This is a genomic window from Mariniflexile sp. (assembly GCF_052728615.1).
In genome coordinates this window covers 79002-101206 of record NZ_JBFVFE010000007.1, presented here as the reverse complement: position 1 = coordinate 101206, position 22205 = coordinate 79002, and the positions used below count along the sequence as shown (strand labels likewise).

Genomic DNA, 22205 nt, shown 5'->3' with positions numbered 1-22205 from the left:
TGAGTTCATTAAATTTTTAGACACTTTTTGGTGTTTTATGAACTCCACGGATTAATCCCGATAGCTATCGGGACCTGTGAAAAATATTGTATAATCCATCCCGATAAATCGGGATAAAAATTAACTAAATGGATAAAGAATTGATTATTCGATCTAGTTCCGAGCACGTTGATTTTGCCTTATTAAAAGATGGAAAACTTATTGAATTACAGAAAGATGAGGATAGTAACAACTTTTCGGTTGGCGATGTGTTTATAGCCAAAATAAGAAAAGCTGTTCCCGGACTAAATGCTGCATTTGTAAATGTAGGGTATGAAAAAGATGCATTTTTGCATTATCAAGATTTAGGGCCAAAACTGCCTTCACTTTTAAAATTCACAAAAAGTGTAAGCACAGGTAAACTAAAAGATTTTTCTTTAAAAAATTTCCCATTTGAAAAAGATATTGATAAAGACGGCAAAATTATTGACGCCTTAAAATCAAATCAATCGCTATTGGTACAAATAGTAAAAGAACCCATATCAACCAAAGGCCCTAGAATAAGCTCCGAGCTTTCTATTGCCGGTAGATATATTGTTTTAGTACCTTTTTCCAGCCGTATCTCTATTTCACAAAAAATAGAGGACAAAGATGAAAAAGACCGACTAAAACGATTGGTAAAAAGCATTACGCCACCAGGGTTTGGCATTATTGTACGCACCGTAGCACAAGGCAAAAAAGTAGCAGAACTAGATAGAGATTTACAAAATTTGCTCAGTCGTTGGACGGCAATGTGTAAAAAACTGCACAGAGCACATCATCCCAGTAAAGTATTAGGAGAAATGAATAAAGCCTCGTCCATTTTACGAGACATATTCAACGACTCCTTTACAAGTATCCATGTTGATGATGAAGCGCTTTACGTTCAAATTAAAGATTACGTGCAAGAAATTGCACCAAACAAAGAATCAATAGTTAAATTGTATCAGTCTAATGTTCCCATTTTTGAAAAATTCGGAATTGAAAGACAAATTAAAACCTCTTTTGGTAAAACCGTTTCCATGTCTAAAGGTGCGTATCTCATTATAGAACACACTGAAGCACTGCACGTTATAGACGTAAACAGCGGAAACCGGTCCAACAAAGCCAATAACCAAGAGGACACCGCACTGGAAGTTAATTTAATAGCTGCTGCCGAAATGGCGCGCCAATTACGCTTGCGTGATATGGGCGGCATCATTGTAGCAGATTTTATTGATATGAAAAGTGCCGACCACAGGCAAAAACTGTTTAACCACCTTCGCGACGAAATGAGCGATGATAGAGCTAAGCACAAAATATTGCCGCCAAGTAAATTTGGTTTGATACAAATTACAAGACAACGCGTTCGCCCAGAAATGAACATTAAAACCCAGGAAGAAAACCCTGATGAAGTAATGAACGGTTCTGAGGTTGAAGCACCCATAGGAATCGTGCCAAAAATTACGCACGACCTAGAACAACTATTTAAAAAAGACTATAAAAAGCTGACCTTAAACACACATCCTTTTATAGCGGCCTTTTTAACAAAAGGTTTTCCATCAACACGTTCAAAATGGTTTTTTGAACACAAAAAATGGGTTAAAGTTTTACCAAGAGATGCTTACACGTATTTAGAATACCATTTTTTTGATAAAGATGGTAAACAAATTAAATAATTTAAAAACCCCTTGCTTTTTAAAAAGTTAAGGGGTTTTTTGCTTTTCCAGTTTTCCGTTCAAATAAAATAGTCCGATTTTAAAAAAATTAAGCTTAAATTTGAACTAAACCAACCTTTTAGTAAAAGCAAAACGACCATGATAAACTCTACTTTTAATGAGCAATCCCAAATTCTTGAAACTGAATTCAAAGCCGATATAAATGCAGAAGAAGTTCTAGACTATATTAAATCTTTTAAAGACAACACAAGTTACCCAAGAAAATTAAAGGGCATCATCGATGCAAGAAATGCCACCTTTAATTTTTCTTTTAGAGATATAGAATTTTTTAATGATGAAAATAATAAAACCTTAGAAAGTTACGAGATTGCTATATTTGCCATTATCATTGATAGTCCGGAAACAGCCGCTCTTAGCACACTCTATGAGACCATAGCGATCAATGAAAAATATGAATTTAAAGTATTTTCTACCTACGAAGCTGCTTTGCTATGGATAAAAGGCTTTAATTTTTAATAGGGATTTTCCAATTATTTTTTATCACATTACCATGATTATTTGGGCAATTGCTAAAGCACCGCGCTTTTATTCGTGGTTTAATATTTTTATAATATGGAACCCATGAATATAAATATTTCACTGTATCTTTTTAAAAACGTCATTGTGCGGACAAAGGAAAAAGCAATCTGCCAATTTTTATCTTTACCCAAAATTATAGCACTATTGTTTTTAAAAAGGATGCCGCTGCAATCGCTATTGCAAGTGTAGTACTAGCCACAAATTACAGAATTGAATTACTTTACACTTACTCATACCGCCACTAAGCAGGAGCTTAGCTGTAGCAGGGATAAAAACAATACTATTTGAAATTCTTATGAAAACCCAGGTATAACCACCTCGTCTTTGGTTTCTTTCCGGGAAACCAAAGCCACTCCTCCTTGAAAAAAAGGAGGAGAGTTATAATAGCAACTATGATTAATAATTAGAACTGAATTTCAAAAGGAATCGCTACACAATTCCTTCCCTTTTTTCAAGGGAAGGTGTCCGAAGGACGGAAGGGTTCAAAAACCTATAAAATTTCTTTGTTACCCCTTCTACCGCTAAGCTCTTCTTAGTTGCGGCAACAGTGTCTCGTCCTGAAAGTTTCTTGCACTAGAATATTTTCAATCCACAGGATTCGTTACAAAACCACGCATCAAATACATTTTGGATTGTAAAAGCTTCTGTTTTTCTTACTCATAACGCCACTAAGCAGAGCCTAGCGGTAGCAGGGATAAGAACAATACTATTTGAAATTCTTATGAAAACCCAGGTATAACCATCTCGTCTTTGGTTTCTTTTCGGGAAACCAAAGCCACTCCTCCTTGAAAAAAAGGAGGAGAGTTATAATAGCAACTATAATTAATAATTAGAACTGAATTTCAAAAGGAATCCCTACACAATTCCTTCCCTTTTTTCAAGGGAAGGTGTCCGAAGGACGGAAGGGTTCAAAAACCTATAAAATTTCTTTGTTACCCCTTCTACCGCTAAGCTCCGCTTAGTGGCGGCACAGCAAGCAAACTCAACACAAACCCCAGCACAATAAATCTTCAGATTTTTAGAAATTATCTCTATAACGAAGTAGCACTAAACGTATCGCCTTGCGATAAATCGCCCGTATCAAATCCTTTTTTAAACCATCGCATGCGCTGTGCAGAAGTGCCATGTGTGAACGAATCAGGAACCACCCTGCCACTCGATTGCTTTTGCAAACGGTCGTCGCCAATGGCATTCGCGGCATTTAAGGCTTCTTCAAGATCGCCAGATTCCATAATACGTGTCATTTCTTGTGAATGATATGCCCAAACACCTGCCAAAAAATCGGCTTGAAGCTCCACCCTCACGGAGTATTTATTGTATTCTACTTCACTAAGTTGTCCCCTTAATCGTTGCATTTTATCTGAAATTCCCGTGATTTTTTGGATATGGTGCCCAACTTCATGAGCAATGACATACGCTTGGGCAAAGTCTCCCGGAGCATTCATCCGACGTTCCATATCATCAAAAAAACTTAAATCCAAATATAATTTTTCATCGCCCGGACAATAAAAAGGCCCTGTAGCACTAGAAGCCGCCCCACAAGCCGAAGCCACCGAACCTGTGAAAAGCACTAAGGTTGGCTCTCTATAATTATTCAAAAGTTTGTTCCAAACATCTTCTGTATTGGCTAAAATAGTAGCAGAAAATTGCGCTAATTCTTCTTCTTTAGCAGTAGGTTGGTAGGCTTCGGTCGATTCGCTTTGTACAGTTCCACCACTTAATAACTGGGTTATTAAAGTGAGTGGGTTTTTTCCCATTATAAGAGACACCACTAAAAAACCTCCTACTATAAAAAGGCCTACTTTTGAAAAAAGAATCTTAAAAAGCGACCCTAACAACATGGGGTTAAACCCTCCAACACCTTGTCTGGGGCCATTTTGACCTCTGCGGTCTTCAACGTTAGAACTTTGTCTTTTGCCTTGCCATTTCATGTGTTTATATTATTGTTTTTAATCGGTCATCCCGATAGCTATCGGGACTTCCATATAATCATTCCGTTGGGCATCAAAAACCCGTTATGGAAGTTTCATGTTGTTATAAATCAAAAATTAATTAGCCGTACTTTACGGTGCTTCAATTTACAAATAATATCAATTAGTCTTTATACTTTAGAAAAAGTAATTTATAAGACCCAAAAAATATCTTAGCTATAAGACCACTTTCTACGGGGCAAACGCATTAAGACCAATGTCCCTGTTGCTAGATACGAATTTCACTAATTGCCACGAATAAAAGGAGTTTAGCTTTTTTAAAAATTCAATTACAAATCCCACAAAACTTATCTAAATAAGTTCTATAATCGATTAAGTGTAAAATAATTACGCTTTTTAACGATTTTATTTCAATTTCTTTTGCACATCTAATAATATTTTAGAAGTTAGTACCACCAAATCCATTAAACCTACTAACCATGAAAAACATTAAGCGTTTAGTAATTTTAATTACTCTCATATTCTGCGCAATTCTAGTATTATTTTCAGATTTCGAAATTTCAAAACCTGAAAACAATTCAACAATAATTGCGCATAAATAGGGATTTATTTCTTTATTTAAGAGTGTCCCCAATCTGAGTAATACATCGATTTTTAAATTAACGGTAGTTAATGGAAAGATTTATTTTGGTTGGTTAGTGCCCGAATTTTTATTCGGGCATTTTTTTATAATTATATTAGCACGGTCTGCAATCTGCATTTGTTATATTTACCGTTATGAAAATTCTCTATATTCTATGCCTATTGATAAGTACCCAAGTATTCTCGCAAGATGATTCCTTCGCGAAAGAATACTTTAAAAACGGGGATTATGAAAAAGCATTGTTTGAATATAAAAAACTGTATGCACAATCGTCTTCAAACATTAATTATATCACACAAATAATAACCACTTACCAACAATTAGAGCAGTACGCTGAAGCCGAAACCTTCATAACAGAGCTTATCCAACGTGTTGATTATCCTTCTTTTTTGGTTGAGTTAGGCTATAATTACCAACTTAAAAAGGATATGGCCCAGGCAAATCTGAGCTACAGGAAAGCACTGGCCAGTATAGATGAAAATCCGAATAACGTGTTTGCCGTTGCCCGAAGTTTCCAAAACCATACGCTTTTAAACGAAGCCATTATCGCCTATGAAAAAGCGATGGTGTTAAAACCCGATTATAATTTCAATCTACAATTGGCGCAATTATATGGAGAGCAGGGAAACATTGAAAAAATGTTTATAAGTTATATTGATTTTGCCGAAGCGAACCCTCTGTCATTAGGAAATATTAAAAGAGCCATCAACGATTTTATAAGTGAAAAAAGTGAGAATGAAAACAACGTCATCTTCCGAAAAATCATACTTAAAAAACTACAGCAAAAACCTAATCTGCTATGGAACGAGTTGTTAAGTTGGTTGTTTATCCAACAAAAAGATTTCAAAAAAGCATTTGCGCAAGAAAAGGCGATTTTTAACAGGCAACCCGAAAGTTTGCTTAGAATTGAAGAATTGGCCGCCATTGCATCCAACGAAAATGAACTTGACATCGCCAAGGAAATTTACACCTTTATTACAGAAACCGCTCAAGATGCCAATACGCTTTTAGAGGCACATTACAACTTGATGCAGCTCGAAACCAAACAAAGTTCCAAAGAAAATTACCAAGCAATTGATGCCACATATCAAGAATTGTTCAAAAAGTTCGGCACTTTTTCCCAAACTTTAAAACTTCAAATAGCGTATGCCCATTTTTTGGCATTCTATAAAAATGATACTAAAAAAGCAACATCGTTTTTAGAAAAAACATTGGGGTTGCCACTATCAGAATTGCAACAAGCTGAAGTAAAACTGGAATTGGGGGACATTTTGGTTTTACAGGAAAAATTCAATGATGCGCTTATTTACTATACCCAAATCCAGCGGAATTTAAAAAACAGTACCATTTCGCAAGAAGCACGCTATAAAGTAGCAAAAGCCAGTTATTACAAAGGCGATTTTAAATGGGCAGAATCACAACTTAAAATTTTAAAGGCATCCACATCGCAACTCATTGCGAATGATGCGCTCGATTTAAAATTATTGATCACCGATAACAAATACGAAGATTCATTGCAAACCGCTTTAAAATTGTATGCGAAAGCAGATTTGTTATCTTTTCAAAATAGAAATGACGAATCTATTGCATTGTTAAGTAAAATATTAAATGAACATAAAACCGAACCCATCATTCCGCAGGCATTGTTTAAACAAGCTCAATTGTATGAAGATAAAATTCAATTTGATAAAGCTGAAGCCAATTACGAAGCTATTATTGCCAATTACAGAGACGGGATTTTAGTAGATGATGCTTATTTTAAGCTTGCCGAACTTTATGAAAACAAGCTTAACCAACCTGAAAAAGCAAAAGCATTGTACGAAAAAATTATTTTTGACCATGCCGATAGTATTTATTTTGTTGATGCCAGAAAAAAATATCGTGCATTACGGGGAGATGCTATAAACTAGTAATCAGTCGCAGTTTTCAGTCGCAGTCGCAGTTTTCAGAACTTAACAACAAACATCTCAACAACAAACATGATAATTTACAACGTAACTTCAAATATAGACGAAAGCATTCAAGAAGAATGGCTAACATGGATAAAGGAACATATTCCACAAGTATTAGCTACCGGAAAGTTTGAAAAAGCCACTTTAGTTAAGGTTTTAGTGGAAGAAGACATGGGTGGTGTTACATACTCAGTACAATACAAAACAAACTCTAGGGAAGCTTTAGAGGCTTATTACAAAGACGATGCCCCGAAATTAAGAAGTGAAGGATTTAAAAAATTTGGAGACAAAGTGCTCTCCTTTAGAACCGAACTCCAAATTATAGATGAGTATTCAGTAAATTTTAATCCCCCGACCCCGAAGGGGAGAAACAGAAAAAAGAAAAAAGAGTAAAGAAAACAGAAAAGAAACCATTAATTCATCCAAATAAGCATCCCCCCTTCGGGGGTTAGGGGGCTTTTAACATACAAAATCCTGTGGTACACAACCCAAACCAACATCAAGTAAAAGCAAAAAAACATTTAGGTCAACATTTTTTAAATGATGAAACCATTGCTCAAAAAATTGCCGATACACTTTCTTTAAATGGTTATAAAACGGTTTTGGAAATTGGCCCGGGCATGGGTATGCTTACCAAATATTTGCTGCAAAAAGAGGTAACCACCTATGTGATTGAGATTGACACAGAATCGGTAGCCTATTTACAAGCAAATTATTTGAATCTGGCATCCAGAATTATTGAAAAAGACTTTTTAAAATATGATCTAAACCACGTTTTTAAAGGAGAGGCTTTTGCCATTATTGGCAATTTTCCTTATAACATCTCCACACAAATTGTTTTTAAAACGTTGGAAATGCGCAATCAAATTCCTGAGTTTTCAGGCATGTTCCAAAAAGAAGTGGCAGAACGTATTTGCTCAAAAGAAGGCAGTAAAGTGTACGGCATTTTATCTGTATTAGTACAAGCATTCTATAATGCCGAGTATGTATTCACCGTACCCCCAAATGTGTTTAATCCTCCACCAAAAGTAGATTCTGGCGTACTGCGACTGACCCGAAAAGCAGATTATTCATTGCCTTGTGATGAAGCCTTATTTTTCAAAGTGGTAAAAACAGCATTTCAACAGCGCAGGAAAACAATTCGTAACAGTTTAAAAACATTGAATTTAAGCGATAATTTAAGAGAAGATAGTATCTTTGACAAACGTCCGGAACAATTAAATGTACAGCAGTTTATACAGCTTACCCAGTTAATTGAAAACGACATGTAAACGCTATATTTTGGCAGAAGAATTAGATAACATACCATTTGAGTTGACTGAAGATTTAATAAATCAGGTTGAACGTCTTATCGAATTAAAACAAGATAAGGCGCTTCAAAAGCTTTTAAATGATTTTCACCACGCCGATATTGCCGATATTTTAGATGAATTGGATTTGGCAGAAGCTGTTTACATCATCAAGCTTCTGGATTCTGAAACGACTGCCGATATTTTAATGGAACTCGATGAAGACAATCGGGAAAAAGTTTTAAGAAATCTGTCCTCCAAAGAAATTGCCGATGAAATTGGCGAGCTGGATACCGATGATGCTGCCGATATCATTTCAGAATTACCCGAGGAACGTAAACGGGAAGTAATCTCGCATATTGAAGACGAAGACCATAAAGCAGAAATTCAAGAATTGCTGGCTTATGATGAAGATACTGCGGGTGGACTGATGGCAAAAGAGCTGGTAAAGGTTTACGAAACCTGGACTGTTGCAGGCTGTTTACGCCGGATAAGGGGGCAAGCCAAAGAAGTAACCCGGGTACACTCCATTTATGTGGTGGATAAGCAAAACAGATTGGTGGGACGCTTATCGTTAAAAGACCTTATTGTTGCTAAAAGCGAACAAAAAATAGCCGATATTTATATTTCAAGTGTAGATAGCGTGAATGTGCACGATGATGCCGAAGACGTTGCCAAAGTAATGCAGAAGTACGATTTGGAAGCCATTCCGGTAGTAGATAACAATCAAAAACTTTTAGGAAGGATCACGATTGACGACATTGTGGACGTCATGAAAGAGGAAGCCGAAAAAGATTATCAGTTAGCAGCAGGTATTACTGCCGATGTTGAAGCAGATGATAGTATTTGGGAACTCACCAAAGCCCGTTTGCCATGGCTGCTTATAGGCATGTTTGGGGGTATTGGGGCAGCAACTATTATAACTAACTTTCAATCGGTATTAAACGATTATAAAATTTTATTAAGTTTTGTGCCACTTATTCAAGCAACCGCAGGAAACGTGGGTGTACAATCCTCCGCCATCATCGTGCAAGGTTTGGCAAACGATTCTATTGATGGCAACCTGTTAAAAAGACTTTTAAAGGAATTTTTGTTAGGCTTGGTCAATGGGCTCGCCATTGCATTTATTGTTTTATTAATCAGTCATTTTGCGTTCCACACCACTTACTTGGAATCGTTGACTATATGTGTCGCATTAATTTCAGTTATTATCATGGCTGCATTAATAGGCACCTTCATCCCCATATTTTTAGACAAACGCGGTATCGATGCCGCAGTAGCCACCGGCCCATTTATCACCACCAGCAATGATATTTTCGGAATCTTATTATACTTTTTAATAGCCAAAGCTATTCTTGGGTTTTGAATGATTTAGGGCTTTGTCACAATTTACCTTTAATAAAGAAAGCAAAGTATTAGCGAAAAATTTCCAGACCTCAACATGAGATTCCCTCCTTTACTTCGACTCCGCTCTGCATAAACTTAGGAATGACAAACCTAGTTAATGTGAATAATGGATAACCCTATTGAGCCGAAAATGTCCCTTCCCCAACCCTAAAGGGTGATACATTTTCTACATTTCAGGAATTTTTCCACCCTTTAGGGAGAGGAAAAAGAAAAATTCAATCTTAATTTTCTTATCCGTTATTCACGTTAGTTATCAAAATACCAATTGAACAAATCGGTCCTGATCCCAAAATTAAACCAAACCGTATTGTTTTTAAATGTGCTGGCTGTTTCGGCTTCGGGGTTAAAATTCCTAACGGTTATATCGGTAAATAGTTTTAAATTGGTTGCCGGATTGATCAAATAACCCGCTTGTATATTGCCATTAAATATTTTGGTTTTTAGCCCTTGCCCAACTTTTACGCCCGTATCAAACGGTCGGTCGTTATAATTTCTATAAATATCGCCTCCATAACTAAAATTATCTGTTCCGTTATTATAATCCAATCCCCTTACTCCAAAAATCAATTTCGCATCTGCAAACCAACGCTTGTAATGGTAACGGCCAATTAAAATGGTTTCGCTAAAATTGGCACCCCAAAGATGCGCCATGGATTGATTGTTATGGGCATAATTTAGCACAATGGTATTATGCGAATACGTATAAGGCCTAACACGGTTATATTCCATTTGCAACAATAAATTTTCAACCTTAAAGGCGTTGTAATACTTTACCCCTAATTGATACCCATATTTGTTTTTCCAGCTTTTTTCTCCACCTTTTATATCACTCAATGAAAATTCATCCAAAATAAACTGGCTGTACATATTAACGTTATCATTAAACTTGTATTTTCCCGATGCACCCAAAAGCGCATTTCCGGCACCTTGCCCAGTTTCAAACTCGATGGCCCTATAAAATATAATGGGGTTTAAATAATTAACATCAAAACCTCTATTGTTACTGTTGGTCCATAACACCGATTCAAACAAACCGATATTTAATTTCTTTGAAACATTCCAACTTAAATAATGGTTGGCAATATATTTTGTTAAAAACGCTTTATCTGCTACCACTTCTGGTCGTACATCTTTTAACCACATCCAGGTATTGGTGTATTTAATTTTCCAAAAAGTGGTATTCAATTTCAAAAATGGATGCGGACTCGCCACATCACTTAATAGCAACGAGCGATAACCATCGCCAATAAAATTTTTGCCATGCCCAAATTGGATGTTTAAAAACTTAGCCGGTGCATACGATAAATAGGCTTCTGCCACAGGATAATCATAAGAATCTGTTTTGAAACGTTTTGCAATTCCACGGCCGGGAATAATAGCAGGATCGGGACCAAACGCTTTTAAGCTTTCTGCATATTGGTTTACATAGTCGGCAAACCGACCTTGGCTTTCAAAAACGGCTGAGTAAAAATTGAACTTCTTGCCCAATCCCCCTTGCACTAAAACCCCGCGTGTATTATTGTATGTGGAGTTAAAATCGGCATCGGTATCTTTCCCAACTTCCAAATCTAAAATCGGGTCTATGGTAAACCAATAATCGGTTCCTTGCAATTGCACCAAATGTTCGTTCCACAACTTTCTTCCTGCCCACGTATCCGTTTCCTTTTGCAATTTTTCTTTTTCAGTTTTAAAATCATAATACTTCGAAACGTCCTCATAAACAAGTGGTTTTGAAGCGGTGTGACTATTGGTTCCGACAAGATTCATGTTTCTATCAAACCTCGAATAATCGCTATGGATAAAGGGAATATTTAACTGACTGCCATAAGCCTTATTATCAAAGATTTTGAGTGATTTGTTTACACTATCAAACTCTGCCTTGGCTTGCTGTTCTTGTTTTGATATGGCATTCTGTTTCGCCAAATTTTGGGTTCCTTCCGTTTGATCGACCAACGGAATTTTTATGGGCAACGTATATTGTTTGTAGGTTTTTCTGCCATTATAGGTTGCTGGTTGTATTTTCGGAAACGCTGAAAACACACGTTTTACTTCGGTTTTCAAGGTATCATACATGGCTTCAATATAAATTATTTTAAATACGCCTGCTGTATCCACTTCAAAAATGACTACTACCTCGCCTTTGTAGTTTTCTTTGATAACATGTTCCGGTACTTTAAAATTATCATAAATAAGGGCATACACATTGGCATCAAAACACTTTTGCAATGCGGTTATTTGCAAACTATCACATTTTGGAAAAACCGGAGGCTTCTCATATAATGCATGATCCTGAGCATAGGAGTTATATTGAACTAAAAGTAGGAGTAGCACCATGTATCTTTTCATGAAAATAGATTAAGTATTTATTTTGGGCTGAAAGATACTATATTTTTTATTAGATTCTTTCTTTGCTGAAAGGCACTAATTCGTTTTTAATCATTGTTGTCCAGTAAAGAATTAAGACCGCTTCGCTGTTAGAATAAAGAATAAAGACTTGGTCGTAACTAACTGATAAACAATCTAATTATTTTTTTTTAATTTTTGAATCCTAAATCTTTATTAGGATTTCAAAACTAGGTCAAAAGCCCGAAAATTGATTGAACCACCTTAAAAAATAGAACAAACTATAGTTTGTAAACATTTTTATCGGACAACACTGGTTTTTAATATTAAAATTGCTCCTTAAATTTAGGAAAAAAACCTTTGTTTTGTAAGTTCAAGTAAGAAGTGATATAGATTAATTCAACATTTTTACGAAAGATCCTAAAATTTGAAACAGGCACGGCCCACCCCTAGCCCCTCCCAAGAGGGGAAGGTTGCGTAGGGCATTTGGATTTACACAATTTATCAAAAGTATGCGTAAACAATAAGTGCCATAGATTAATTCGAAACTGTTACGAACGTTTCTAAAAATTTGAACCATAAACTATAGGTACTCCCCTCCTTGGAGGGGTAAGGGGGTGGGTTTTACTCAACCTGAAAAACTATAGGCAAATTGTAAATAACGCCCACATTTTTATCACGTTGTTTCCCGGGTGTCATTTCTGGAATGCTATTGATAACACGTTCTGCTTCTTTCTCTAAATCAGGATGGGTACCCCTTACCTGAATATCTGTGACATGACCAGTTTTATCAATTTTAAATTGCGTGCGAATGACTTGTTTACCTGAGAGACCTAACTCACTGCCTAAACCTGTATCAAACTTTTTTTGAACCAACTTCGTAATTTTATCGGACATACATTTACGTTTTTCGTCGTTTGACTTCTTGTTTTCGCAACCTGGATAAATTGGTACGTGTTCTATAGCTTCAAAAGGGAAATTTTCGGGATGTGCTGGCTTTTCCACAAGTGTAAAATCTCTTGGATCAAGCGGTTGAGCAACTTGCGTCGTTGGTTTATCTGGCTTTTCGAAAATATCGGGAGTTGTATCAGGACCTTCCTTATATGTATCTGTCGGTTTATTAGGTTTCTGTTTGACTAGCTCGTCTAACACCGCAACTTTTGGTCTAATTATTGGGATATCCACATAAAAGGTTTTTTCTGATTCTACTGTAGGACATCCGTAATTTGGAATTGTAGTTTCAAACCTCATCTCTAACATCCCATAGGCTGCCAGTAAACAGACAATTAACCCTACTTGGAAGTAAAGGGTGGAGTTTTTTCGTAAATTTACATCATGCTTTTGCGATTTTTTCACGATTTGATCATTTTGTCGGATGAGTTCGTGGGTTTTCTTTGGATTGCCCATAATAATTATAGTTTAAATGTTAATATTATGATAAAGTCTCAATAAGCATACCAAAAAAGAAATCCCGTTACAAATTTTGCAACGGGATTTTATATTTTAAAATTCCTTCTTTTATACTAGGAAAAATTAATCTTGTACTTGAAAAACAATTGGTAACGAATAAGGTACAGTTACCGCTTTACCGCGTTGTTTTCCTGGTTGCATTTTTGGAAGTAACCCAATAACACGAGCAGCTTCTTTTTCTAAACCTGGGTGTGGTGCTCTAGCGCGAATACCTACTACTTCACCTGTTTTATCAATTTTAAAAATAACATTAATACGTTGTCTTCCAGATAAACCTAATTCACTGGCCAAATCCGTATTAAATTTTTTATTCACAAATTCTTGAATTTTATCAGACATGCATTTTTTCTTGGCATCGTTGTTACCGCCTTCGCATCCTGGAAACACGGGTACATTTTCAATAACCGCAAAAGGTACTTCAAGATCTTCTTCAACTTCAACCACTTTTACAGCCTCTACCTTTACAATTTTTTGTTCTTGATTAGATTCGGTAGATTCGATAACAGTCTCTTTCACTTCTTTCTCATCTTCTACAATCTGAATCACTTCAGGAGCAGCTGGTGGAGGTGGTGGAGGTGGAGGTGTTTGTAATTGTTCCGTAATGGGGATTTCCTCTTCCAATTCTTGGTCCATATTCAACTGGCCAATATCGATGGCTTCTTTATCGTAAGTTTTGTAATTGATAGCGAAATTGGTTAAAAATAACATTAATGCTAAACCAATGGCGAAGTAAAGTGAGCTGTTGCGCCCAACATTTGCTTGAGGATTTTTTTTAGGTTCCATAATTTAAACGTGTTTCAAGATTGCTAAAATAACTATTTATTTATCAAATACGCAAGCGTTTATCGCTTTTTAATATTTTTTGGATTTTTAACTGCCAAAATCAATACAGTGAATAATACACCGCTGGTATTTGCTATAACATCATACATGTCGGATGACCGATAGGATGTTAGTGCTCCCTGTAATACCTCAATAACTATACCAAATACCACAGAAAAAAGTGCTGCATATAATAATGCCCGCCGTTTTTTGAATTTGAATGTATGCAAAAGTGTGTTAAACCATAACATGGCCAGCACTGAATACGATAAAAAATGGAATATTTTATCCCCGTAAGATAGACCTACATTGGGCAATTTATTAAGCTTAACTAAGCATACTGTTGCTAAAGTTAAGGTATACAGTATACTTAAAAAGAATATTGATTTTTTAAGCACCGATGAGTGTTTTATAGGCATCGGCAGACAAAAGATGTTCTACTTCTGAAAGGTCTGAGCATTTCAACTTTATCATCCAACCATCGCCGTAAGGATCGGTGTTCACTTTTTCTGGCTCATCCTCTAAAGCCTCATTGAATTCTATGATTTTACCTGTTAACGGCAAAAATAAATCTGATACGGTTTTTACGGCTTCTACCGTTCCAAAAATAGCCTCGGCATCCAAGGTTTCATCCACGGTTTCAACTTCTACATATACAATATCGCCCAATTCGCTTTGTGCAAAATCTGTAATGCCTATGGCAGCAATGTCGCCGTCCATACGGATCCACTCGTGGTCTTTGGTGTATTTTAATTCTGATGGGATGTTCATGTTATTGTTTTAAATTCGTTTATTCCACAAATGTATTTATTCAAATTCTAAATTCAAATAGATTGGCTGTTAATTACCAAAATTATATCTGATGGTAAATCCAGACCTGATGGTTGTTTGAGGGAACGCCGTTGATATGGCATATTCTGAAAAGGTATAATCAAAATAAAAGATACCTGTCAGGTTTTTACTAAACGCATAATCTGCCGAATATTTTAAACCCCAAATGGTTTGGCCCGAGGTAATTTGATTGTTATCTAAATCTAAATACCTGATTATGGTTTTGTTGTCCCTTACTGAAATATCGGCTTTCATGTTCAAATCGCTGATGATCCGTTTACTTGGTCCTGCCAAATTGGAATTGATGCGCAAATCCTTAATTCTATAGCCTAAGCCCAATACATATTCCATACCTTGAACTTCGGTCATTAAATTATTGTCGAAGCTTAATGATAACAAGCGGTCCTTTTGAACTTCGAGCAAAATTTTAACGGAGTTCTTCATTTCAAAATCTATTCGCACTAACGGACTGAACATTTCAGTTAAGTTAATGTTACTGAGCAAAGTCTGGTTTTTATAATTACCTGATTGGTTTTTAACTTCGGCAGGTTGGTTATCATAATCGATACTAAAATCTGGCTGCACATAATCTAAATTAGACTGAAATTGGTTGATGGTGTACGTTGAACGGTAGCCATGGGTTAAAGAGAATCGTTTAAAATTCTTTTTGAACCATTCATACTTCATAAAGCCTGTGTATTTTAAATCCCAGTTCGGAATGGGCACATCTCTAAAAGCACTGGTTTTAACGCTACTGGCGTTTTGACCCGAATAGGCCGCCAAAAATGCCGGCAATAATACGGTCTGACTGTTTTTGCCAAAGCCTTTTGGATAACCATCAGCATCTACATCATTTACATCGGTGCCATTTTGTGCTGCTAATCGTTGTGCAATAATAAGTCTATTGGTTCTAAAATCATTAAACGCTGCAGAGGTTGTTTCATCACTTTTATTAAATGCGGTTGTAATCAGAAGCGTTGAAATATTGAAATTGCCAAAGGTGTTTGGGGTCAATGATTCGTATTCATATTGGCCCCCATTATCGTTCACTCTAAAGTTTTCGGTATAGTTTTCATAATAGGTTCTATTTCCAACGATATCAATCTTCAAGTCTTTTAGGGGTTCCAAACTCGCCGAAACGTCCAATTGCTTGGTATTGGTTGTGGTGTACTGCTGGTTGAAATCTTGGAACAAGGTTAACCAACCGCGTCTTGCCGCTAAATCCCTAATATCGCTCTGGCTTCCAAAAGTGAACCCTAAGGATGGTTTTAATGTGCCTATAAAACCGGGCGTTTGTAAATAGCCCGGTAAAAAGGTGCCATTATTTTCAGAATAATTTACTTGAATTCGTTTGATACTGGTTAAAATATCAATTCCAGCGTTTAATAATTTAGTAGTAGATTGGTCCTTGATTTTTGGTGGTGGGCTGTTTTGTTTTGGCCCAGGGGGTGTACCTTGTGGCGCCGTACGAGCCCGTGCTCTGGAAATAGGTTTTTTAACCAGCCCGATATATTTATACAACCTATTCATATCTAAAGTAGTATTGATATTATGGGTGTTGGCGTTTTGAACGGTGTTACCCAAATCGTAGGTCTGACCATCCAATTCCAACTCACCATACAAATCGGAGCCTTTTTGCCATTGAAAATTACCACTGTATTGATAGGTGGCATTTAAAAAGTTGAAGGTTGGAATTTTATTGATAGGCAACTCGTAAGTGATACCCAAATTTTGTGATTGTCTATTTGGGTCGCCCACATCAAGAAATCCGTCCCAAACATCCAAGGTTTCATCTTGTTCCCCATTTATGATATTATCCTTGAAATAATTACGGACAATATTATTATTGGCTGCAACAAAATTTAATTGTAACGCTTTTGTAATGTTGTAATTAATGGTGTACTGAAAATCGAACGTGTAGTTTCGCCTAAACAATTCTTCAATGCCAATGTTGGACCCCCCAAGGTCTATCTCTCTAAATTTCTGTCTGTTGAACTGTCTGTTTATATCTGAATTGACGGTAAAACTTGTTGGCAGTAAATTTAAATTAAAGTCCTTTAAAATTTTCCAGTATTTACCGGTAAACAGCGAATCATTCTTTTTGAAGGGTTCAATAGTTAAAGGATTAAAATTGTATGCATAATTGGCGCCCATACGTACCGTTTTGTTTACGGCATTTTCAATTTCAAAATTTCGGTGCTCTACTTTATTATAGGAGTAATTGAACGTTACATTCTCAACATCGTAAAAACGTGGTTTGGCTTCGGTGGTTCTGGTTTTTCTAACCCCAATAAAATTGATGCTTTTGCGCTTTGTGTAATCTTCCGATTGTTCTTTTATGGCTTCACGATCTGAATTGGTATTAGCTGCCTCTAAACGGGAATCTAAAGTTAAATCTTTATAAAACGCATCATATTTTGGGGTTATCAATTCTTCGCTTTGGCCGTAATTGAAAGGCACTTGAATGCCCCATTTTTTAGGCAACAATTGCCCCACATTGATATTGGTAACCACATCATATTGCTTAACATCCTCCAAACGACGTTGGCTGGGGCCCTGCTCAATACTGCCAAAGCCCGAAGTGCTCTGTCTTCCGGTGGCACTGATGTTCATTAAATCGGCAAGGTTGGTGTCTAAGCTTACCACAGCTGCCCAACCCCCTTCGTTATCCATATCGGACAAACGCAGTTCGTTAAACCAAGCTTGGGCACAAACGGGCGATACCGGCGGAGGCCCATCATTTAAACCATTTGGAATACCATTTTTTACTCCGACCATTAACGTTCTAATATCACCAAAATTAGGGTTCCCTTTTATGGTAACGCGATGTTGGCCCATGGTATAGGTTGAAAATTCAGAAACTGGTGTATCCACTAATTTCCCATCAATAACATCATAAAACTTTTGAGGTTCATTGGGCAGCGAGGGATTGGCTATTTCCAACGCTTTAATTTTCCCTAAAACAGCTATGGGCAAGTTAATTTCGTTCTCTTCTGGCCAAAGTCCGGTTCTGGTGGTGGATTCAGAAATCTTCAAAGGCACTTCTATTTCATAATAATTTTCTGTAAGGTCGTTGCCCAAACGGATAAACCCTACCACCGTACTGCTATTTGGTATGCCTGTTCCTTCTTCTTGAAGATGCATAAACATACGCATGCGCTTATATTGGCGCATATCTAAATTGATGTTTTTATAAACCCCTCTAGAGTCTTGTGATTCTAAATTACAGACGTTTACCACCAACGATTGCTCATTTTGCTGAACCACGGTATTATTGTTAAACAATTTCTCAGGTTCAATTCCCGGTGGTCTTTCATAGCTGCCTTCATTTTCAATGGTTCCTATAACGCCCACTGAAAAGTCGGTGTCATCATCGGCAGGATTATCTTTGTTGGGTTGCAGTGTTTGTGTGTAGCGTCTCCATTCACTTCTTACCAAATCCAAGGTGCCAAAACGGAACACGGTAGGTTCAGCAAATTCCTTAAGAAAAACACGTGTAAAACGAACGGATCTTAAATCGCTGATCCCTCCTACAGATTTTCTCAGGCTCCCTTCCACCGGGATTCTAAACAGGTACCATCTAACATTTGGATTCTGCCCGTTGGGAAGCACACGCGGTCTATCTTTAAAATCCACTAAATATTCCTTTAATGGATTATTATTGGGAAGGTTGTCAAAATCCGCTTTTGAAGTCGGTAAATTTTGTCTTGTAATGGGCAACTCATATTCGTAATAGCTATCAATCGTGTTCATGGTATTATCACGGTTAATATCTTCTACATCGGGTTGCGTATTGGCACCTCTATCGGTATTTGAAAAGGTATCAGGGGTATTGCCTTCAACACCATTGTACTTTTTATAGCGATCAAAAATATTTCCGGTAGCATTTAAAAAGTAGGTGTAATTATCTTTTGAGGGGTCGGGCCCAAAACCAGCGCCAAATTTCAATATTTCTTCTGCATCATCATACCCATCGTACCCAACATCTTGATTGGTACGTTCTTGTCCTGTAGAATCAAACACATACACCAAAGATTGGTTTTGAGGCACTACCGTGCCCCAAGCGGTAACGGGAAGCAAATCAATATTTCCGTCTTTTGGCAAACCGTTCTCATACATTTTTTTACCATCTTTTATAATATCTTCTGAAATATTACCAAGGTTGAACACTAATTTACCTCCTGGATTCGATGGGTTTTCTTGAAATGGGTCTTGTAGCCAAAACTCGATATACTCGACATTTTGTTGTTCAAAATCGGTTGATGTCAATTGGCGGGTAATGCCTGCCCAAGAACTATTTGGGTTATTGATAACATCGTTTGTTGTTGAAGGGTCAAAATTATAAGGACCTCTTTCGGTTGGGTAATACGCCAGATCCAAGGTGTTCAATACGGTGTTTTGCCCCTGTACCAAATCCCTGTCGGGAAATAATTCATTTATAAACACACGACTGGTGAATAAGCCTGACAAATCGTTGGCCGAAATGCCATTGGGCCGTTGGCCACTATAAAAGATGGGATCGATACTGTACCAGTTTAACAGCGCCCTTCCATAGCCGTTTTGGATGCCATTATTATCGTCGCCAGGAGATCCTATTAAATCCAAAGGCCTGCTGGAAAGAAACCAAGACTGTTGCGATTTTAAATCGATGGAGTTTTGTGTGCCTTCAAAATCATCAACATAAGACGTTGCTTCACCATTTAAGTTGGTGCCCTTTGGGGCGCCTGGTGCCAAATATGCAAATTCCCCGCGTAATGACAGATTCGATTCCACATCGGTATCAATATTGGGTAACATATTTGCCAATCGTGTTAAAAACGGCACTTTGGTAGAATAGTTGCCATTAAAACCAAAAATAGTGTTGTTTATAGACTCGGTGCCATAATTTGCTTTTTGGGTGATGGGGCGCTCGTTCAAATTTAAAAGGGTTCCGCCCAGCACAAAGTTTTCGTTAAACTTGTGCTCCACATTAATACCGGTGAAACGCCTGGTTTGCTGTCCAAAAACAGCATTGTTTTCTGTTGAAACTTCTATGGGTGTATTGGAAGCTTTTAAAGCTTCATCCAAAATTTGGACACGCCCTAACTGATAGTTTACGGTATAATCAATCCCTTCAACCAACAATCGCCCTCCAGCGGTAACCCGGACAGAGCCTCTTGGCACATTGAAAGCCCCAATAGGAATACCATCGCCACCCGAAGATTTATAACGCCCTTTTAGTTTGAACTTATTTTTTTCAACAGCTTCCAAAGCTTTGGTTTTTGTTTCTTTATACAGCACATCGTACACGTACTTTGCTTGGTTTTCATTGTAAGTGCTTGTGGTATTGTAATCTTCGCTATTGTTAATTGATAGCTTATTAAAAAGATATTCTCCAAAAGGTTCTGCGTTTGGGAAAATTATTTTTCCGCTTTGCGATAATACCGTGATGCCTTCTACATAATCAAAAAAACCATCTCCTTTTGATTGCGGGTCATTGTTAAAGTTCAATTTATCCAAACTAAAAACCCGTAATAGAGGTGTTTCCTGTAAAGGATCTTCATTAGTTCCCGGTGGTGGAAATGGTGTAGAACCTACAGGTTTTATGTAATTTAATGGTGATGCCTCGTTGTAAAAAATATTTAGTTTAAAATCGTCTTGACTTAAATTATACGCACCTGTATCGTAAATGTTTTTCATCATCAAATCCCAAACAGGTTGGTTTACATTGGTGATGCTGCTTTTTAGCATTTTTAATATTAAATTGCTATTGACTACCGATGTTACTTGCCCGGAACCGTTGGTGGTTACATTGGTAGCATCTACACCATCGTTGGCAAACTCACCTACTTGGTACACTTGCCCGCCTAATGTATATTGAAATGCTACAGCTAATACCTCATCGTTGTTCAACCTTTGGTTTAAGGAAATGTATCCCAACTGGGTATTCAAAACATATTCTTGCCCATTTATTAACTTTCTGGCATTTTCTAACTTAGCATAGTCAAACCCTTCGCGCACATTGGGTACGGTGATGCCCGCTTGTACGGTTGCCACATCTCTAATGGCGGTGGTAATTTGCGAACCAGCACCGCCAATATTGGTCGGGTCGAACGCATTGTTCTTATTATTGGGAAATGCTGTAGGTGTGGCAGTAATGGCTACGGCAGATCCCACTTTACTTGGGTCGGACTCCCCAATATCTTGCAATGCCACCAAATTCCTAACATTATCTGTTCTATTGCTTCTGTTGGTTACCCAAACCTCAAGTCGTGTTATTTGTAAACCACCATTATTTATGTATGGATACGTAGATAAGGATTTATCATAAGTGTCCCTAAAATATTGTGCCAAGAAAAAATGACGGTTTTCATCATAATCCCTAATAAAAAGTTCAAACTCTTCCAAAGTGCCACCGCCTTGTGCTACCACGGTATTGGCTTGTGATTTTTGTTCAGAAAACACCCCGGTAACAGTGGTTTTACCAAACTGCAATTGTGCTTTAACACCAAACAAGCTTTGCGCCCCCGTAATTAACGAACTGTTAAGTGGCATGCTTACATTACCGACTTCTATTTTCTGAATGATATCATCCTCGGTTGGCGTATATTCCAGCTTGATAAGGTTTTGAAAATCGAAAGTAGATTGGGTATCGTAATTAGCGGTTACTTGCAGGCGCGTCCCTACTTTGCCCATTAAGCTTAAACTGATGCGTTGGTCAAAATCAAAAGTAAAATTACTCCTGTTTCGTGGTGAAAATGATGGATTATCTTGTTTTGAAAACAGAATTCCTAAATCCATTTCTACGGAACCTTGCGGCACCACTTCAATGGTATTACCTCCAAAAATGGATTCAAAAAAATCTGACTTTACATAAAACTCAGGCAGTAGATTTTTCTGTGCCTCATCTTTATCCCCTTTTTTACCATCAAATGCATCGATCTTTTCTTTATAATAGGCTTTTACACTTTCTTTGGCCACTAAGGCATAATATTCCTTGGGGGTTAAAATAACGGGGTAGTTGATATTAAAACTGCCGATTTTCTCGGTGTATATATAACGATTTGTAAGTGCGTCGTAGGTGTATTTTGACTCTATACTATTAGGGTCGGGCGTTTTGATAGTGCCCAAATCAAACCCCGTTTTAACCGAATCTTGTTCTGTGGGCTGTTGTGCCCAAGCAGCGACCGAAAATAAAAAAACAACAACTAACGTATAGTGCTTTTTAATTGTCCAAATGGGCGTAGGAATATAAAAATCGAGGTTAGTTATATTCAAAATCT

Annotated in this window: 13 protein-coding genes; 6 read left to right on the top strand and 7 right to left on the bottom strand. The window is 37.1% G+C overall.

Annotated elements, in window-relative coordinates:
• Positions 1-128 precede the first annotated feature (128 nt).
• A complete protein-coding gene (locus tag ACU1LP_RS04695; RefSeq protein ID WP_445735704.1) occupies positions 129-1676 on the top strand; it encodes an Rne/Rng family ribonuclease in 1548 nt (515 codons plus the stop codon).
• 138 nt (positions 1677-1814) lie between these two features.
• On the top strand, positions 1815-2192 hold the full coding sequence (locus tag ACU1LP_RS04690) for a hypothetical protein (RefSeq protein WP_445735703.1): 378 nt from the start codon (positions 1815-1817) through the stop codon (positions 2190-2192).
• Between the two features lie 1094 nt (positions 2193-3286).
• Here ACU1LP_RS04690 and ypfJ read toward each other — a convergent pair.
• Positions 3287-4186 carry a KPN_02809 family neutral zinc metallopeptidase gene (ypfJ, locus tag ACU1LP_RS04685; RefSeq protein ID WP_445735702.1) on the bottom strand — a complete coding sequence of 300 codons (900 nt, stop codon included), beginning with the start codon at positions 4184-4186 and terminating at the stop codon, positions 3287-3289.
• A gap of 777 nt (positions 4187-4963) precedes the next feature.
• On the opposite strand from ypfJ, the gene ACU1LP_RS04680 reads away from it, so the two are divergent.
• The 4 genes from ACU1LP_RS04680 to mgtE all read left to right on the top strand — a co-directional run bounded on the left by ACU1LP_RS04680 (position 4964) and on the right by mgtE (position 9436).
• Positions 4964-6739 carry a tetratricopeptide repeat protein gene (locus ACU1LP_RS04680; protein ID WP_445735701.1) on the top strand — a complete coding sequence of 592 codons (1776 nt, stop codon included), beginning with the start codon at positions 4964-4966 and terminating at the stop codon, positions 6737-6739.
• Between the two features lie 69 nt (positions 6740-6808).
• Positions 6809-7174 (top strand): DUF4286 family protein, encoded by a 366-nt coding sequence (locus tag ACU1LP_RS04675; protein WP_445735700.1) that lies wholly within the window; start codon positions 6809-6811, stop codon positions 7172-7174.
• A gap of 83 nt (positions 7175-7257) precedes the next feature.
• The gene (gene rsmA, locus ACU1LP_RS04670) at positions 7258-8052 is read left to right on the top strand and encodes a 16S rRNA (adenine(1518)-N(6)/adenine(1519)-N(6))-dimethyltransferase RsmA (RefSeq protein ID WP_445734651.1); all 795 of its coding nucleotides are present in this window, start codon (positions 7258-7260) and stop codon (positions 8050-8052) included.
• A 10-nt stretch (positions 8053-8062) separates the two neighbouring features.
• On the top strand, positions 8063-9436 hold the full coding sequence (gene mgtE / locus ACU1LP_RS04665; RefSeq protein WP_445734652.1) for a magnesium transporter: 1374 nt from the start codon (positions 8063-8065) through the stop codon (positions 9434-9436).
• 287 nt (positions 9437-9723) lie between these two features.
• On the opposite strand, the gene ACU1LP_RS04660 is transcribed toward mgtE, so the two are convergent.
• The 6 genes from ACU1LP_RS04660 to sov all read right to left on the bottom strand — a co-directional run bounded on the left by ACU1LP_RS04660 (position 9724) and on the right by sov (position 22200).
• On the bottom strand, positions 9724-11823 hold the full coding sequence (locus ACU1LP_RS04660; RefSeq protein WP_445735699.1) for a gliding motility protein RemB: 2100 nt from the start codon (positions 11821-11823) through the stop codon (positions 9724-9726).
• Between the two features lie 621 nt (positions 11824-12444).
• Positions 12445-13227, bottom strand: a complete 783-nt coding sequence (locus ACU1LP_RS04655) for an energy transducer TonB (protein ID WP_445734863.1) — start codon at positions 13225-13227, stop codon at positions 12445-12447.
• Between the two features lie 126 nt (positions 13228-13353).
• Positions 13354-14073, bottom strand: a complete 720-nt coding sequence (locus ACU1LP_RS04650; RefSeq protein WP_445735698.1) for an energy transducer TonB — start codon at positions 14071-14073, stop codon at positions 13354-13356.
• 59 nt (positions 14074-14132) lie between these two features.
• A complete protein-coding gene (locus ACU1LP_RS04645; RefSeq protein WP_445735697.1) occupies positions 14133-14510 on the bottom strand; it encodes a VanZ family protein in 378 nt (125 codons plus the stop codon).
• Entirely contained in the window at positions 14503-14883 is a 381-nt protein-coding gene (gene gcvH / locus ACU1LP_RS04640; RefSeq protein WP_445735696.1) for a glycine cleavage system protein GcvH, read from the bottom strand. The genes ACU1LP_RS04645 and gcvH overlap by 8 nt, the downstream gene beginning before the upstream one ends.
• A gap of 69 nt (positions 14884-14952) precedes the next feature.
• The gene (sov, locus tag ACU1LP_RS04635) at positions 14953-22200 is read right to left on the bottom strand and encodes a T9SS outer membrane translocon Sov/SprA (RefSeq protein WP_445735695.1); all 7248 of its coding nucleotides are present in this window, start codon (positions 22198-22200) and stop codon (positions 14953-14955) included.
• Positions 22201-22205: the final 5 nt, after the last annotated feature.